Raw genomic sequence first — 16608 nt, 5'->3', positions numbered from 1 at the left:
GACAGCCCGAAGGCCCGCCGCCCGCACCCGCGGTGCAGCGCATCCGACTGCGTTACACCAAGCGCGGCCGCCTCCGGTTCACCAGCCACCGTGACTTCCAGCGCGCCTTCGAGCGTGCGCTGCGCCGTGCCGAGGTGCCCATGGCGTACTCGGCGGGGTTCACGCCGCATCCGAAGGTGTCGTACGCCAATGCCGCACCCACCGGCACGGGCAGTGAGGCGGAGTACCTGGAGATCGCGCTCACCGACGCGCGCGACCCGGAAAAGCTCAGGATGCTCCTCGACGAGTCGCTGCCCACCGGGCTCGACATCGTGGACGCGGTCGAGGCCCGGACCTCCGGGCTCGCCGACCGGCTCACGGCCTCCGTGTGGGAACTGCGCCTCGACGGCGTGGACCCGGCGGACGCCGCGCGCGCGGCCGAGGCCTTCACGGCGGCGGACCTCGTCGAGGTCCAGCGCAGGACCAAGAACGGTCTGCGGACCTTCGACGCCAGGGCCGCCGTCGTCGACCTCACCGGTCGTGACGGACGGGACGGAAGCGACGGAGCCGACGGTTCTGAGACGCCCGGTCCACAGGCTGATAGGCCGACGGACCAGCCCTGTGCGATACTGCGGCTGGTTGTTCGGCACGTGACGCCTGCCGTACGACCCGACGACGTCCTGTCCGGTCTCCGCGCCGTGGCCGACCTGGCGCCGCCGGTCCCCGCTGCGGTGACCAGGCTGGCGCAGGGGCTTTTCGATGAAGAGACCGGCACGGTGACCGACCCGCTCGCGCCCGACCGCGAGGCAGCGCCGGCCCTCTCAACGGCCGAACCCACTGCCGCCGCGAAGGCGTCGGCGCCGGTGGGCCCCGCGTAGGGACGGACGTCGTAGCGTCGCCCTTTGATCCGGGAGCCACCTGGGTCGGGCAGCGCACCGACCACAAGACTTTCGCCAGGCCGTACGCAACATGGCGTACGGAACCGGCGAGACAGGACACAGAGAGCTCCCGTGCGGCGCCCGCGCCCCGGACGGCGGCAGTCGCGCACGACGCGAGCCGCGGACGTCACCGGCCCTGCCGGACCGGGTGCGGCGCCCGGGAGCCTGACGGGAGAAACGCCCGCATGCCCGAATCGATCGAATCCGCAGAGCCCGCGCAGGGCTCCGAGCAGAACACGCCGAGCGACACGCTGCCGCCGCGCCGTCGCCGCCGCGCCGCGTCCCGCCCCGCGGGACCGCCGTCCGCCGGCGCCGAGGCGGCCGCGGAGAGCACCGTGCCGGCCATACCGGCCGCCGAGTCCGAGGATCTCGCGACCGCCGACGCGACCGCCGAGCCGGACGAGGAAGCCGCCGAGACAGCGGCCGTCGAGGAGGCGGCGCCCCCCGCTCGTACGCGCCGTCGTGCGACCCGCCGCGCCTCCGCGCCCGCCGGTGCGCCCAAGGAAGCCGAGGCCGTCGAGGTCGTCGAGACCGTGGCGCCGGCTGCCGCCACCGCCGTGGCCGAGAGCGCCGAGACCACCGAGGTTGCCGCCGAGGCGCCGGCCGCCGTCGAGGAGGCCGCGCCGGCCGCTCGTACGCGTCGTCGTGCGACCCGTCGGGCCACTGCTCCGACCGCTGCGCCGCAGGTGGCGGAGGAGAGCGCCGCCGCGCCCGAGGCCGCTGCCCCGGTCGAGGTTCCGGCCGTCGAGGTGCCGGCCGCTGTCGAGGAGGCCGCGCCGGCCGCTCGTACGCGTCGTCGTGCGACCCGTCGGGCCACTGCTCCGACCGCTGCGCCGCAGGTGGCGGAGGAGAGTGCCGCCGCGCCCGAGGCCGCTGCCCCGGTCGAGGTTCCGGCCGTCGAGGTGCCGGCCGCTGTCGAGGAGGCCGCGCCGGCCGCTCGTACACGTCGTCGTGCGACTCGCCGGGTGACCACGCCCGCCGGGGCGCCCGAGGGCGAGTCCGCCGAGGCGGCCGAGTCCGTCGCCGCCCCGAGCGCCGCGCCGCAGGAGGCGCCCGCCGCCGAGACCGCGCCGGCCCAGGCCGTCCAGGAGGCCCCGGCCGCCGAGGCGGAGGACGGCGGGCCGCGTCGGGCCCGTCGCCGGTCGGCGCGCAAGGCCGCCGTCGGATTCTCGGCGCCGCCCCCGCCCGCCGCGGAGGACGCGCCGTCCCGCCCGTCCCGGCCCGCCGTGGCCGTGTTCCAGGCGCCGGTGTTCACCGAGCCGATGTTCCAGACCCCCGAGCGGGCCGCCGCGCAGGCCGCCGCCGAGGCGGAGGTCGAGCCCGTGGAGGTCGAGGAGACCGTCGAGACCGCCGACCTCGGCGGGTTCGCCGAGGAGGAGAACACCGGCGGCCCGCGCCGCCGTCGTCGCCGTCGGAGCGAGCCCGTCGAGGCGGAGCAGCCCGCCGCCGCCGTGGTGATCGAGGAGGAGCCGGAGGAGGCCGAGGAGCCCGAAGAGGACGCCGGAGACGGTGACGAGTACGGCGAGGAGGAGTCCACCGGATCGCGTCGTCGCCGCCGCCGGGGCGGACGCCGCCGCCGTCGGGGCGACGCGGCCGACGCCGACGACGCCGAGGGTGACGAACTCGCCGCCGAGCAGGCCGCGCAGGACACCGAGGACACCGCCGAGCAGGTGGACGAGGACGCCGAGGACGAGGCCGACGAGCGCGAGGACTCCGGCTCCGGCTCCAGCAGCAGCCGTCGGCGCCGTCGCCGTCGTCGTCGCGCCGGTGACTCGGGCACCGAGGCCGAGGCCACGCCCGACGACCCCGAGCGCACGGTCGTCAAGGTCCGTGAGCCGCGCGAACGGCGCGCCAAGGAGACCGAGTTCTCCGACGAGGTGCAGTCCATCAAGGGCTCGACCCGTCTGGAGGCCAAGAAGCAGCGCCGCCGCGAAGGCCGGGAGCAGGGCCGCCGTCGCGTCCCGATCATCACCGAGGCCGAGTTCCTCGCCCGGCGTGAGGCCGTCGAGCGCGTCATGGTCGTCCGCCAGAGCGGCGAGCGCACCCAGATCGGCGTCCTGGAAGACAACGTGCTCGTCGAGCACTACGTCAACAAGGAGCAGTCGACCTCGTACGTCGGCAACGTCTACCTCGGCAAGGTGCAGAACGTGCTGCCGTCGATGGAGGCGGCCTTCATCGACATCGGCAAGGGCCGCAACGCCGTCCTGTACGCCGGTGAGGTCAACTTCGAGGCGCTCGGCATGGCCAACGGGCCGCGCCGTATCGAGTCCGCCCTGAAGTCCGGTCAGTCCGTGCTCGTGCAGGTCACCAAGGACCCGATCGGCCACAAGGGCGCGCGCCTGACCAGCCAGGTCTCCCTGCCCGGCCGCTACCTGGTCTACGTCCCCGAGGGGTCGATGACCGGGATCAGCCGCAAGCTGCCCGACACCGAGCGGGCCCGGCTGAAGACCATCCTCAAGAAGATCGTCCCCGAGGACGCGGGCGTCATCGTGCGCACCGCCGCCGAGGGCGCGAGCGAGGACGAGCTGCGCCGTGACGTCGAACGGCTGCAGGCGCAGTGGGAGGACATCCAGAAGAAGGCGAAGAACGGCAACGCGCCGACGCTGCTGTACGGCGAGCCGGACATGACCGTCCGCGTCGTCCGCGACATCTTCAACGAGGACTTCTCCAAGGTCATCGTCAGCGGCGAGGAGGCGTGGGAGACCATCCACGGCTACGTCTCGCACGTCGCGCCCGACCTGGCGGAGCGTCTGCAGAAGTGGACCTCCGAGGTCGACGTCTTCGCGACGTACCGCATCGACGAGCAGCTGATGAAGGCGCTGGACCGCAAGGTGTGGCTGCCCAGCGGTGGTTCGCTGGTGATCGACAAGACCGAGGCCATGATCGTGGTCGACGTCAACACCGGCAAGTTCACCGGCCAGGGCGGCAACCTGGAGGAGACGGTCACCAGGAACAACCTGGAGGCGGCCGAGGAGATCGTGCGTCAGCTGCGGCTGCGCGACCTCGGCGGCATCGTGGTCATCGACTTCATCGACATGGTCCTGGAGTCCAACCGGGACCTGGTGCTGCGGCGCCTGCTGGAGTGCCTGGGACGCGACCGCACGAAGCACCAGGTCGCCGAGGTCACCTCGCTGGGTCTGGTCCAGATGACCCGCAAGCGGGTCGGACAGGGCCTGCTGGAGTCCTTCTCCGAGACCTGCGTCCACTGCAACGGGCGCGGCGTGATCGTGCACATGGACCAGCCGACGGCCGTCGGCGGTGGCGGCAAGCGCCGCAAGCGCGGGCGCGGCGGTGCCGAGCACGACCACGACCACGACCACGTGTCCGCTCACGAGGCCGTCGAGCCGGTGGAGCAGGCCGAGCTGGTCGAGGCCGAGGTGGCCGCCGAGGTCGCCGAGCCCGTGGCGCTCCCCGCTCCCGAGTTCGAGCCCGACGAGGAGCTGTACAGCAGCGTCGCCGAGGCCGAGGCGGCGGTCGGGCGTGGTCGTTCGCGGCGCCGCGCGACCCGGCGGGCGTCCGCGCCCACCGGTGCGCCGAAGTCCCGCGAGGCCGTGGCCACCACCGTCTCCGAGGATCGTGCCCCGAAGCCGCGGGAGGCCGCCGAGGCGGAGCCCGTGGCCGTGGAGGACCCGGTCGTGGAGACGCCGGCCGCCGTGAGCACCGAGGACGCCGCGCCCAGGGGCCGTACGCGTCGCCGGGCCACCCGGAAGGCCACCGCCCCGGCGGGCGCCCCGGCCGGAGCGGCCGCGGAGGAGACCGTGGTGACGGTGTCCGAGCCGGTCGCTGCCGAGACGACGGTGACGGTGTCCGAGCCGGTCGTGGCCGAGGAGGCCGCACGGCCCGAGGAGCCTGCCGTCGCCGAGAGCGCGGCTCCGGCCCGTCCGCGTCGGCGTGCCGTGCGCAAGGCGACGGCGCCCACGGCGTCGGCGGAGGCGGCCGTGGTCGTGGTTCCGTCGGTGTCCGCCGAGGACGCGGTCGTGACCCCGGCCGAGGCGCCGGTCGAGGAGGCCGCCGAGGCCGCCGAGGAGACCGGGGCCGAGCCGCCCGCCAAGAAGACGGCGGCGCGGAAGACGGCCAAGAAGGCGACGGCGAAGAAGGCCGCCACCAAGAAGACGGCGGCGGCCAAGAAGACGGTCGCGAAGAAGGCCACGGCCAAGAAGGCGGCCACGGCGAAGAAGACGGCCACGAAGAAGACCACGGTGGCCGCCGAGCAGTCCTCGTCCACGGTCACCGCTTCGACCGACGAGAGCTGAGCCCCGGGCGGAGAAGCCGTCCGCTCCGACCGGTGCCCCTGCCGGGTGGGAACACCACCCGGCAGGGGCACCGGCGTGTGGAGGCACCGCCGGGGCCGGGGAGAGCAACCTCACACAGGGCGCGCTGATGTGGGGTCGGGGGCAGGACGGGGACGGCTCGTGCGGCACGGAAGTGCGCGTGGCGCGCGAGGACTCCGGCCCCGGCCGGGAAACGGCCGTCGGTGGGCGGTGAGATGTCGGTCACGTGGCGGGCGAAGGGCTCGGTTTGACCCCTTCGGGCGTGGCCCCGTAACCTTGACCGTCGGCGTGTCCGTAGGTAGAGACGCGTCACATCCCCGTAAACCTCATTCCTTCCGCGCGCCGGGCGCCGTGGGAGAGGCCGTTCGCATGTCGGGCGGCTGGACTGCGGGGGTGCCGTTCCCGAGCGAGAGAGTGAGATCCGCGTGTACGCCATCGTGCGCAGCGGTGGTCGCCAGCACAAGGTTGCTGTCGGCGACATCGTTGAGGTTGACAAGATTTCCACCGCCAGTGTGGGCGACACGGTCGAGCTCTCGACCCTGCTCGTCGTCGACGGCGACGCTGTGACCAGCGACCCGTGGGTGCTGGCCGGCATCAAGGTCCAGGCCGAGGTCGTGGACCACCACAAGGGCCAGAAGATCGACATTCTGCGCTACAAGAACAAGACCGGCTACCGCCGTCGTCAGGGCCACCGCCAGCAGTACACGGCGATCAAGGTCACTGAGATCCCCGCGGCTGCGAAGTAAGGGACTGAGGAGACATGGCACACAAGAAGGGCGCATCGTCCACCCGGAACGGTCGCGACTCCAACGCTCAGCGGCTCGGCGTGAAGCGCTTCGGCGGTCAGGTCGTCAACGCCGGTGAGATCCTGGTCCGCCAGCGCGGCACGCACTTCCACCCGGGTTCGGGCGTCGGCCGCGGCAAGGACGACACGCTGTTCGCGCTGAACGCCGGTGCGGTCGAGTTCGGCACCAGCCGTGGTCGCAAGGTCGTCAACATCGTTCCGGCCGCCTGAGTCTTCTGACTCGCCCGGTCTTTCGACCAAGGCTTCCGTAGAGCGATTCGTCGAGGCGGACCTCACTTCTTGTACGGGATTCCGTACGGGAAGCGGGTCCGCCTTTGACGTGTTACAGGTAAGACATTTCCGAACACCACGCACAGCGCGTATCTGGAGGCACCCACCATGACCACCTTCGTGGACCGCGTCGAGCTGCATGTCGCCGCGGGTAACGGAGGCCACGGCTGTGCCTCCGTCCACCGGGAGAAGTTCAAGCCGCTCGGCGGCCCCGACGGCGGCAACGGCGGCCGGGGCGGCGACGTCATCCTGACCGTCGACCAGTCCGTGACGACTCTCCTCGACTACCACCACTCCCCGCACCGCAAGGCCACCGCCGGCAAGCCCGGCGAGGGCGGCAACCGGTCGGGCAAGGACGGGCAGGACCTGGTCCTTCCCGTGCCGGACGGCACGGTCGTCCTCGACCGGCAGGGCAACGTCCTCGCCGACCTCGTGGGCCACGGCACCTCCTACGTCGCCGCGCAGGGCGGCCGGGGCGGCCTCGGCAACGCGGCCCTCGCCTCCGCCCGCCGCAAGGCGCCCGGCTTCGCGCTGCTCGGCGTGCCCGGCGACATGGGCGACATCGTTCTGGAGCTGAAGACCGTCGCCGACGTGGCGCTGGTCGGCTACCCGAGCGCGGGCAAGTCCTCGCTGATCTCGGTGCTGAGCGCCGCCAAGCCGAAGATCGCGGACTACCCCTTCACGACACTCGTCCCCAACCTGGGCGTGGTGACGGCCGGCGAGACGGTCTACACGATCGCCGACGTCCCCGGGCTCATCCCCGGCGCCAGCCAGGGCAAGGGGCTGGGCCTGGAGTTCCTGCGCCACGTCGAGCGCTGCAGCGTCCTCGTCCACGTCCTCGACACGGCCACGCTGGAGTCGGACCGCGACCCCGTCTCCGACCTCGACATCATCGAGGAGGAGCTGACGCAGTACGGCGGGCTCGACAAGCGGCCCCGGATCGTCGTCCTCAACAAGATCGACGTGCCCGACGGCAAGGACCTCGCCGAGATGGTGCGGCCGGACCTGGAGGCCCGTGGCTACCGGGTCTTCGAGGTGTCCGCCGTCGCCCACACGGGTCTGCGGGAGCTGTCGTTCGCGCTCGCCGACCTCGTGGGCCGGGCGCGTGCCGCCAAGCCGAAGGAGGAGGCGACGCGGATCGTCATCCGGCCCAAGGCCGTCGACGACGCCGGCTTCACGGTCGTGCGGGAGGAGGACGGGCTGTTCCGCGTCCGGGGCGAGAAGCCGGAGCGCTGGGTCCGTCAGACCGACTTCAGCAACGACGAGGCGGTGGGCTACCTCGCCGACCGTCTGAACCGGCTCGGTGTCGAGGACGAGCTGATGAAGGCGGGCGCCCGCTCCGGCGACGGCGTCGCCATCGGCCCCGAGGACAACGCCGTCGTCTTCGACTGGGAGCCGACCGTCATGGCCGGCGCGGAGATGCTCGGCCGCCGTGGCGAGGACCACCGCTTCGAGGAGCCCCGCCCGGCCGTCCAGCGCCGCCGCGACCGCCAGGCGGAGCGGGACGAGCTGCAGAAGGAGTACGACGACTTCGAGCCGTTCTAGGCCTGCCGCCGGGCAGAGCCCGCGCACCGCGTACGCCGAAGGGCCCCGGATCTCTCCGGGGCCCTTCGGCGTACGCGGTGCGTGCCCGTGTCCCTAGGCGAGTGCCTCGCTCGGCTCGCCCTCGGTGAGTTCGTCGCCGGCCTCACGGGGCGACGGCAGGTCGTTGACGAGGCGGGACTCCATCCGCACCCGGCGGTCGTCGGCCTCGGCGCAGAGCGCCTTCACCGCGGCGTCGAAGCGGACCAGCGACGGCGGGTCGGAGGGACCCAGCAGCTGCTCCTTGAGGTCGGCGCGTGCCTTGGCGAAACCGTCCTTCTCGGGGTTGCGGACCGCGTCGAGCAGGGCCGCGACGCCGTCCGCCCCGGGCGTCAGGACGACACCGGCGGAAACCGTCGGGAAGGCCGCGCGGAAGGCCGCCTCCGGCAGTCCGGAGGTGTTGGCGACCGCGTACGGCTTCTCACTGGACAGCCAGTCGGAGACCACCGAGGAGACATCGCTGATCAGCAGGTCCGACACGTTGAAGCAGGCGAAGATCGCGGGCCGCGCCTCGGTGACGATGCCGTGCTCCCACTCCGGGAAGGACGCCCAGTACGCCCTCTCCCACGCGAGCGTCGCCTCGGAGATCACCGCCTCGCGGTCCCCGCTGGGGGTGCCCTGCAGCAGCATCCGCTCCATCTCGTCCGCGCTGGCACGGAACGACGTGGAGGTCAGCTTGTCCAGCTCGGCCGTACGACGGGCGAGTTCGGCGGCCGCCTCCGCCCCCGGCCGCGCGCCCGAGCGCTTGGCGTTGGCCTCGCGGATCATCGCCTTGATGCGCTCGTTGGCCACGCCCGCGCGCGGGTCGACCGAGCCCGTCATCGGGTGCGGCTTGTAGAGGAGCCGCACCTTGTCGTCGGCGAGGAGGCCCCGGACGATGTTCTCGCCGGCCAGCACCACGGAGGTGTTGCCCGGGTTGCCGTCCCAGCCCTCCCAGGTGGGGGCGTAGAGCACGGTCGTGTACGTGCCGGTCGGCGGGCCGGCGTACGGGCGGATCGGCGACAGCTGCGGCCGGCCGACCTCGACGATGTCCTTGTCCTCGACGCCGACCTCGGCGAGCGCGTACCGCTCGCGCGCCGCGGGACCGGCCACCCACACCTCGTCGTACGCCTTCGCGTACGGGTTGCAGGAGGACAGCTTGTCGCTCTCGCCGTGGTTGATGAAGGCGTGCTTGACGGTGGGGATGCGCAGCACCTGGGAGGTCTTCGCGGCGTTGGCCGGGTGCAGCATCATCTTCAGCGTCGAGGTCTCCAGCGAGAACATCGTGGCGACCTTCGGGAAGCAGATGATCGGCACGTCCGTCGCGTCGATCTTCTGGACCATGAAGCGCTCACGCAGCACGATCAGCGGCTTCTCCAGCTTGGAGAGCGTGGAGAGCCACATGTTCGCCTGGTACGCCGACGACGTACCGCCGGAGAAGTACATCGCGGTGGTCGGCCGGTAGTCGGCGAGCCACGCGTCCAGCCACTCCATGACCTGCTGCTCGTTCTTCGCGCGCTTCTTCGGCAGCAGCCAGGTCGCCAGGTACGCGGTGCCCGCGACGAGGAGGGTGAGACCGGCGCCGAGGCCGACACCGCCCCAGGTGGCGTCCTGCGTGGCAGCCGTGAGCACCAGACCGGCCGTGATCGGCAGCGAGAAGGTCAGCAGCCGGTGGGCCTGGCGGCGGGCCAGTATGCGCGGCGGGGAGACCGTCAGGCGCAGCGCGGAGGCGTCGATGTTGCGGGTCACGATCGGCAGGGTCCGGGTGCGGCGCACGAGCACCGAGACGGCCTGGCAGGTGAAGTGGACCGCGTAGAAGAGGACGAGGCCGACGAGGAGCGGGGCCTGCTCGCGCAACGGGTCGATCCCGTCGATGCGCAGCAGTCCCACGAGGATCAGCATGTCGCGCATCAGCTGGCGCACCAGCGCGTCGAAGCGGACCTTGCCCAGCAGCGCGAGCAGTCCGGGATCCCGGTACTGCAGGAACGTGTCCAGAAGGAGGCCCGCCGCGCTGGCGGCGACGAACACGGGAATGTTCGGCAGCAGCGCGGAAACGATCTGGGCCGTGAAGAGCGCGAACATCGCGAGCAGTGCGCAGAGCTGCGCGATGCGGCGGGGTGGGAGGCCTGCGGAGGGCACGGGCTGGGCTCCTGCGGAGGGTGTGACGGACGGAGGAGGGGAGGTGACGCGGAAGGTGGCCTGCGGGAGGCCGATCCCTGACCGTATGACCTAGGGCGGCCGGGGAGCAATCCGCCGTGGGAACAATCACCGGTAGCCGGACATAACGCACGCAACCTCGACGTCTGCCGAAGCATCTCCCCCTGAAGCGCCCGGCGCGGGCCCCGCGCCGTCCGCCCCGGGGCCCCGCGCCGTCCGCCCCTCGAAATGAGAACGCGGGAGGTCCGCACGCTCCCGTAGATTGCGAAGTGCACACACCGGGCTGTTCGGAGCATTGAGGAGAGGCGTGTCAGCGGCTAGGCAGGCAGTGGCGCAAGCGCACCGGATCGTCGTCAAGGTGGGCTCCTCGTCGCTGACGACGGCGTCCGGCGGCCTCGACGCGGACCGGGTGGACGCCCTCGTGGACGTCCTCGCCAAGGCCCGCAGCGGGGGAGAGCGCGAGGTCGTCCTCGTCTCCTCCGGCGCCATCGCCGCCGGGCTCGCGCCGCTGGGCCTGCGCCGCCGCCCCAAGGACCTCGCCCGGCAGCAGGCCGCCGCCAGCGTCGGCCAAGGCCTCCTCGTGGCCCGCTACACGGCCTCCTGCGCCCGCTACGGCATCCGCGTCGGCCAGGTGCTCCTCACCTCCGACGACATGAGCCGCCGCGCCCACCACCGCAACGCCTCCCGCACCCTCGACAAGCTCCTGGCGATGGGTGCCCTGCCGGTCGTCAACGAGAACGACACCGTCGCCACGGACGAGATCCGCTTCGGCGACAACGACCGCCTCGCCGCCCTCGTCGCCCACCTCGTACGCGCGGATCTGCTGGTCCTGCTGTCGGACGTGGACGGCGTGTACGACGGCGACCCCGCCAAGCCCGGCACGTCGCGGATAGCGGAGGTCCGGGGGCCCGAGGACCTCGCGCACGTGGAGATCGGCAGCGCCGGCAAGGCGGGCGTGGGCACCGGGGGCATGGTCACCAAGGTCGAGGCCGCCGCGATCGCCACCGGTGCGGGCATCCCCGTGGTCCTCACCAGCGCCGTCCACGCGGCGGACGCGCTCGGCGGCCGTGACACGGGCACGTACTTCCACCCGACCGGCAGGCGCTCCGCCGACCGGCTGCTGTGGCTCCAGCACGCCTCCACCCCGCAGGGCGCGCTCATCCTCGACGACGGGGCCGTGCGCGCGGTCGTCGAACGCCGCACGTCACTGCTCCCGGCCGGGATCGGCGGCGTCGAGGGTGACTTCACCGCCGGTGACCCCGTCGAGCTGCGCGACGGCACGGGCCGGGCGGTCGCCCGCGGGCTCGTGAACTTCGACGCCAAGGAGATCCCCCGGCTGATCGGCCGCTCGACCCGGGAACTGGCGCGCGAGCTGGGTCCCGCGTACGAACGAGAGGTCGTACACAGGGACGATCTCGTCCTCCTGCACCCCTGACCAGCGGCCTCGTGGAGGGAGCAGAGCGCGGGCCCCGGCGGTGCACGTTCCGTAAAACCGCCACGCGAAGCCCCTGAGCCTGCTCAACTTTGACGCAGGGAGATTCCGCACGACCTGTTGCGAAGCTCGAATCGTTGCGAAGGAGGCCGTCGTGAGACGAGTGCGCCCCGGGGCCGCGGCGTCCCGTGGTGGTGGTCCCTCCCGTGCGGCCGGCGAGGAGCGCAAGCTCACCAGCGTCGCCGCCTCGGACACGTACGAGAGCGAGGGCGCCGAGAAGCCGCAGGACCTGCCCCGGCTCTGGCACGTCACGCTGAGCGTCTCCGGGGCCGAGGCCCCCCTCGCGGAGGTGCGGCGCGGCCTGGAACAGCTCGCCCACGACCACCCCTTCCTGCTGACCAGCCGCTATGCCAACGACCACGCCGAGATCCGCTACTGGGAGGAGGCCCGCGACCTCCACGACGCGGCCGCCGTCGCCCTGCGCCTGTGGGGCGAGCACCGCCGCACGGCCGGGCTGCCGCCCTGGGAGATCGTCGGCCTGGAGGTCATCGACCGCCAGACCTACCACCAGCGCATCGCCGAGGGGTACGGGTCGCCCCCGGCGACACCCGTAGGGGTCCATCCCTACTGACCGTCCCGGCGGGAGCCCGGCCCCGCCCAGGAGTGCCCCGGCGGGTCCCCCGCACGGCGTGTCTCGCGCTGTGGAACACGCGCTGGACCCCTCCGCCGGGCGCACTACCCTTCCTGTATGACCTCGCTCTCGCCGTACGACTCCATGACGCCGGTCACCCGGGCCGCCTACCGGGCCAAGGCCGCCGCCGCCGACCTCGCGCCGCTGCCGCGCGCCGACAAGGACGACGCGCTGCTCGCCATCGCCGACGCGCTGGAGGTCCGTACGAGCGACGTCGTGGAGGCCAACGCCAAGGACATCGAGCGGGCCCGTGAGGCAGGCACCAGCGAGGCGATCGTCGACCGGCTCACCCTGACCCCGGAGCGGATCCGCGCGATCGCCGCCGACGTCCGTGACGTGGCCGCGCTGCCCGACCCGGTCGGCGAGGTCGTGCGCGGCTCCACCCTCCCGAACGGCATCGACCTGCGCCAGGTCCGCGTCCCCCTCGGCGTCGTCGGCATCATCTACGAGGCCCGCCCGAACGTGACCGTGGACGCCGCCGCCCTCTGCCTGAAGTCCGGCAACGCCGTCCTGCTGCGCGGCTCGTCCTCCGCCCACGAGTCCAACGCCGCCCTCGTGCGCGTCCTGCGGGACGCCGTCGGCGGCGCGGGCCTGCCCGCCGACGCCATCCAGCTCGTCCCCGGCGAGAGCCGCGAGTCCGTCCGTGAGCTGATGCGCGCCCGCGGCCTGGTCGACGTGCTCATCCCGCGCGGCGGCGCCTCCCTGATCCGTACGGTCGTCGAGGAGTCCACCGTCCCGGTGATCGAGACCGGCACGGGCAACTGCCACGTCTACGTCGACGCGGTCGCCGACCTCGACATGGCGATCGAGATCCTGATCAACTCCAAGGCCCACCGCGTCAGCGTCTGCAACGCCGCCGAGACCCTCCTCGTCCACCAGGACATCGCCCCCGAGTTCCTGCCCCGCGCCCTCGACGCGCTCGCCGACGCGGGCGTCACGGTCCACGCCGACGAGCGCGTGCTCGCCTACGCCAAGGAGAGCCGGGCCACGGTCGTGGAGGCCACCACGGAGGACTGGGAGACCGAGTACCTGTCGTACGACATCGCCGCCGCCGTCGTCGACTCGCTCGAGCGGGCCGTGGAGCACATCCGGCTGTGGAGCTCCGGCCACACCGAGGCGATCGTGACCACCTCCCAGCAGGCCGCCCGCCGCTTCACCCAGCTGGTCGACTCCACCACGGTCGCCGTCAACGCCTCGACCCGGTTCACCGACGGCGGCCAGTTCGGTTTCGGCGCCGAGATCGGCATCTCCACGCAGAAGCTGCACGCCCGGGGCCCGATGGGCCTGCCCGAGCTGACCAGCACGAAGTACATCGTCACCGGCGACGGACACGTCCGCCGCTAGCCGGCGCGGATCGCGCGGGGCGTCTGCCCGTTCCTGTGAACGGACCGGCGCCCCGTTCGGCGTAACGGATGAATTTCCTTACCGTCTGCCCAAATTGACCACCCCGGTCTACTCTGGATCCGTGCCGGAGGACGTGGGGGGCACGCCGTTCCCTGACGGCTGGGAGCCCGACGACGACCGCGACCGCGGGGGTATGGACGAAGAGTTCGCCTCCGTGGTCTTCGACGAGGACTTCGTCCGGGCGGCCGTGGTCCACGAGCCGACCGCGGTCGAACGTCTGCTGGCGGCGGCGGAGGCCCGTGCCGCGGCCCAGGAGGCCGAAGCCCGCCGGTCGCACTCCCGAGGAGTACGCGGCGACGACGACCGTTACGACGACGGCTACGGCCCCGACTACGGCCACGGCCGCGACGACCTGGACGACCTCGACGACTCCGAGATCCTGGAAGGCCGCTACGGCGCCGACGGGGCCTACGGCAGGCCGTACGGCAAGCAGACCCGCTGGCACAGGCCCGTCGCCTGGATCCTCGCCCTCGTGATGGGCATCGGCATGGTCGCGCTGGCCTTCACCGCCGTCTACCGCGGCACCTCCTCCGGCCGCGGCGACCGGGTCCCGCCCCCCGCCACCACCGGTGTCGAGCAGGGCGCCCCGACAGGGCCCTCCGCCTCCGCCGACTTCTCCCAGCCGGTCGTCTCCGCGGACCCCCGCACACCCTGACAGGGCCTCGCGCGGGCCCGGGAGAGCGGTTCGCCGGTCGTGCGCGAACCTGGTGAGGACCTGTCAGAAGTTGTCGTGCACCGGTGCGTTTACCGGAGCTCCCGAAGACCTACTCTCAAGGTATGGGCGGGCCAGGAAACCCACCTGAGGGGACTCCCGAGGGCGCCCCCGGCGGTGGCGAGGACGAATACCGATCCGTCGTCTTCGACGAGTCGTTCGTCCGCGCTGCCCGCATCCAGGAGTTCTCCGCCCACGAGCGCCTCTCCGACCACGCCCCCGCCGTCCGCCGCCGCCCCGTCGTCCGCCGAGGCCTCTCCCGGCAGGCCCTCGTCCTCGTCCTGCTGGTCGCCCTCGCCTTCGGCACCGCCGTCTACATGGGCGTCCGCCACCCGTACGACACCCCGGCCGCCAAGCCCACCGAGCCGCTGCGGATGACGGTGATCCCGCTGTCCCCGCAGTCCACGGTGCCCGGCGCCCAGAACGCCGAGACGCTGTACACGCACAGCCCGGCCGCCCAGTTCCGGATCGGCGCCGAGGGCATCACGATGCCGGCCACCCGGCGCACCGCCCACTTCACCGACAGCCAGGTCGTCTCCGCGCTGACCATCTCCAAGGAGTACCTCGTCGCCTCCTCGCTCGACCCGGAGGTGCTCGGCGGTGTCACCGTCCAGCCCGTGCGGCGGCTGCTGGACGGGGAGCAGCTCGACCAGTTCGAGCAGAGCTTCGATCACCCGGCGGCCGACGGGCGGCACGCCCCGACCGGCTGGCTGGTCCGCTTCGACCCGTCCCGCGCGGCCCTCGCCGACCACCGCATCCGCGTCCAGGGCACCCTCCAGGCCGCCGAGTTCGACTCCGGCACCCTGGAGGTCGTCGCCGCCCACACCCTGGTGTACGCGCTGCGGCCGCCCGGCGACCGGACCGACGCCGAGGCCTCGCTGTTCACCGTCCGGCGCGAGCTGCACTTCCGCTTCGACCAGGACGACCTGCGCACCCACCAGGTCGAGGTCGTCGTCTCCTACGTCCAGGCCGGGCCGCTGGCCTGCGCCGACGACGCCACGAACCATCTGCGCCCCCTCCTGGCCGGTCAGACCGCCAAGGAGGGCGGCCCCTCCGCGGGCACCGACCCGTACGGCACGGGCGCCGCCACGGCCCTGTGCGGCACCCTCGCGGAGAGCGCACAGCCGAAGGTGTGAGCCACATGGGGGTGGGGCCGGCCGCGCGGTTCGCGCGGCCGGCCCCACCCACCGTCAGTCGTGCCGTACGTCACTCCTCGTCGCGGCGCCTGTCCTCCGTGGCGGTGTCCGTGCCGCCGCCCTGGCCCGGATCGGTGTCGGTGGCCGTCGCGCCGCCGCGCGTGGCGTTGCCGAAGCCGCGGCGGACCCGGCCGCCGAGGTCTCCCGCGCCGCCCGCGATGTCGGTGACCAGCTTCATCAGCGGGTCCTTGGAGTTCTTCACGCTGCTCGTGTAGTGCGAGGCCGACTCACGGAAGGAGTCGGTCACCGAGGTGTCCTTGTCCTCGCTGCGCCGCGGGTAGTGCCCGTCCATGATCCGCTGGTAGTCGCGGGACTCGGCCCACTTCTTCAGCTCGGCCGCGCGCACGGCGGTGAAGGGGTGCGAGCGGGGCAGCACGTTGAGGATCTTGAGGACGGAGTCGCGCAGGTCGCCCCCGGCCTCGTACTCCTCGGCCTGCGCGAGGAACGCGTCCACGTTCATCTCGTGCAGGTGGTTGCCGCCCGCGATCTTCATCAGACCGCGCATCGACGCCTGGACGTCCTGGCCGACCAACAGCCCCGCACGGTCGGCGGACAGCTCCGACTTGCGGAACCACTCGCGCAGCCCGGTCACGATCGCCATGATCGCGAGGTTCCCCAGCGGGATCCAGGCGATCTTCACGGCGAGGCTCGTCAGGAAGAGCAGTATCGTGCGGTACACCGAGTGGCCGGAGAGCGCGTGGCCCACCTCGTGCCCGATGACGGCCCGCATCTCCTCCTCGTCGAGCAGCTCGACGAGCCCGGTGGTGACGACGATGATCGGCTCGTCCAGGCCGATGCACATCGCGTTCGGCTGCGGGTCCTGGTTCACGTACATCGGCGGGACCTTCTCCAGGTCCAGGATGTAGCACGCGTCCCGCAGCATGTCGTTGAGGTGGGTGAACTGCTGGTCCGAGACCCGTACGGAGTCGGACAGGAACAGCAGCCTCAGGCTGCGTTCCGGCAGCAGGCCGCTGAGCGCCTTGAACACGGTGTCGAAGCCGCTGAGCTTGCGCAGCGCCACCAGCGCCGAGCGGTCGGCGGGGTGTTCGTACGCCCGGGAGGAGATCCCCTCGAAGCGCCTGCGCTGCCTGCTCGGCACGTTCTCGCGCCCGTTCTGCTCGTGGCTTTCTTCCGGCATGTTTCCCCCATGCGTCTGTGTGCCCGAGTTGCCCCCGAAGCGGGGTCCAGCCTAG

General features: G+C 72.5%; 12 protein-coding genes. 10 read left to right on the top strand and 2 right to left on the bottom strand.

From position 1 onward, the window contains the following. Window positions 1–32 precede the first annotated feature (32 nt). The 5 genes from H4687_RS16855 (at window position 33) to obgE (ending at window position 7808) form a co-directional block, all read left to right on the top strand. Window positions 33–857, top strand: coding sequence for a TIGR03936 family radical SAM-associated protein (locus H4687_RS16855; RefSeq protein ID WP_046916661.1), 825 nt, complete (start codon window positions 33–35; stop codon window positions 855–857). Window positions 858–1102: 245 nt separating this feature from the next. Further along, complete coding sequence (locus H4687_RS16850) at window positions 1103–5170, top strand: Rne/Rng family ribonuclease (RefSeq protein ID WP_046916662.1); 4068 nt, start codon at window positions 1103–1105, stop codon at window positions 5168–5170. A gap of 443 nt (window positions 5171–5613) precedes the next feature. After that, the gene (gene rplU / locus H4687_RS16845) at window positions 5614–5934 is read left to right on the top strand and encodes a 50S ribosomal protein L21 (RefSeq protein WP_005479329.1); all 321 of its coding nucleotides are present in this window, start codon (window positions 5614–5616) and stop codon (window positions 5932–5934) included. 14 nt (window positions 5935–5948) lie between these two features. Continuing rightward, window positions 5949–6203, top strand: coding sequence for a 50S ribosomal protein L27 (gene rpmA, locus H4687_RS16840; RefSeq protein WP_020115438.1), 255 nt, complete (start codon window positions 5949–5951; stop codon window positions 6201–6203). Between the two features lie 168 nt (window positions 6204–6371). Beyond that, window positions 6372–7808, top strand: coding sequence for a GTPase ObgE (gene obgE, locus H4687_RS16835; RefSeq protein ID WP_046916663.1), 1437 nt, complete (start codon window positions 6372–6374; stop codon window positions 7806–7808). Window positions 7809–7901: 93 nt separating this feature from the next. Here obgE and H4687_RS16830 read toward each other — a convergent pair whose 3' ends face one another. Continuing rightward, window positions 7902–9962: a membrane protein gene (locus tag H4687_RS16830; protein ID WP_046916664.1), complete on the bottom strand. Its 2061-nt coding sequence runs from the start codon at window positions 9960–9962 to the stop codon at window positions 7902–7904. A gap of 346 nt (window positions 9963–10308) precedes the next feature. On the opposite strand from H4687_RS16830, the gene proB reads away from it, so the two are divergent. The 5 genes from proB (at window position 10309) to H4687_RS16805 (ending at window position 15355) form a co-directional block, all read left to right on the top strand. Continuing rightward, window positions 10309–11415, top strand: a complete 1107-nt coding sequence (gene proB, locus H4687_RS16825; RefSeq protein WP_005479321.1) for a glutamate 5-kinase — start codon at window positions 10309–10311, stop codon at window positions 11413–11415. A 160-nt stretch (window positions 11416–11575) separates the two neighbouring features. Then, window positions 11576–12043, top strand: coding sequence for a hypothetical protein (locus H4687_RS16820; protein ID WP_046912816.1), 468 nt, complete (start codon window positions 11576–11578; stop codon window positions 12041–12043). 117 nt (window positions 12044–12160) lie between these two features. Then, complete coding sequence (locus H4687_RS16815; protein WP_046912817.1) at window positions 12161–13447, top strand: glutamate-5-semialdehyde dehydrogenase; 1287 nt, start codon at window positions 12161–12163, stop codon at window positions 13445–13447. 121 nt (window positions 13448–13568) lie between these two features. Continuing rightward, window positions 13569–14162: an SCO2584 family spore wall biosynthesis protein gene (locus tag H4687_RS16810; RefSeq protein ID WP_046912829.1), complete on the top strand. Its 594-nt coding sequence runs from the start codon at window positions 13569–13571 to the stop codon at window positions 14160–14162. Window positions 14163–14284: 122 nt separating this feature from the next. Continuing rightward, on the top strand, window positions 14285–15355 hold the full coding sequence (locus tag H4687_RS16805; protein WP_046912818.1) for an SCO2583 family membrane protein: 1071 nt from the start codon (window positions 14285–14287) through the stop codon (window positions 15353–15355). Between the two features lie 70 nt (window positions 15356–15425). Here H4687_RS16805 and H4687_RS16800 read toward each other — a convergent pair whose 3' ends face one another. Further along, window positions 15426–16553 (bottom strand): M48 family metallopeptidase, encoded by a 1128-nt coding sequence (locus H4687_RS16800; RefSeq protein ID WP_046912819.1) that lies wholly within the window; start codon window positions 16551–16553, stop codon window positions 15426–15428. Between the last annotated feature and the right edge of the window lie 55 nt (window positions 16554–16608).

It is taken from the genome of Streptomyces stelliscabiei (genome assembly GCF_014873495.1).
GTDB lineage: Bacteria > Actinomycetota > Actinomycetes > Streptomycetales > Streptomycetaceae > Streptomyces > Streptomyces bottropensis.
Note: the sequence above shows the minus strand (reverse complement) of the source record. Positions and strands in the feature narration are given on the sequence as shown.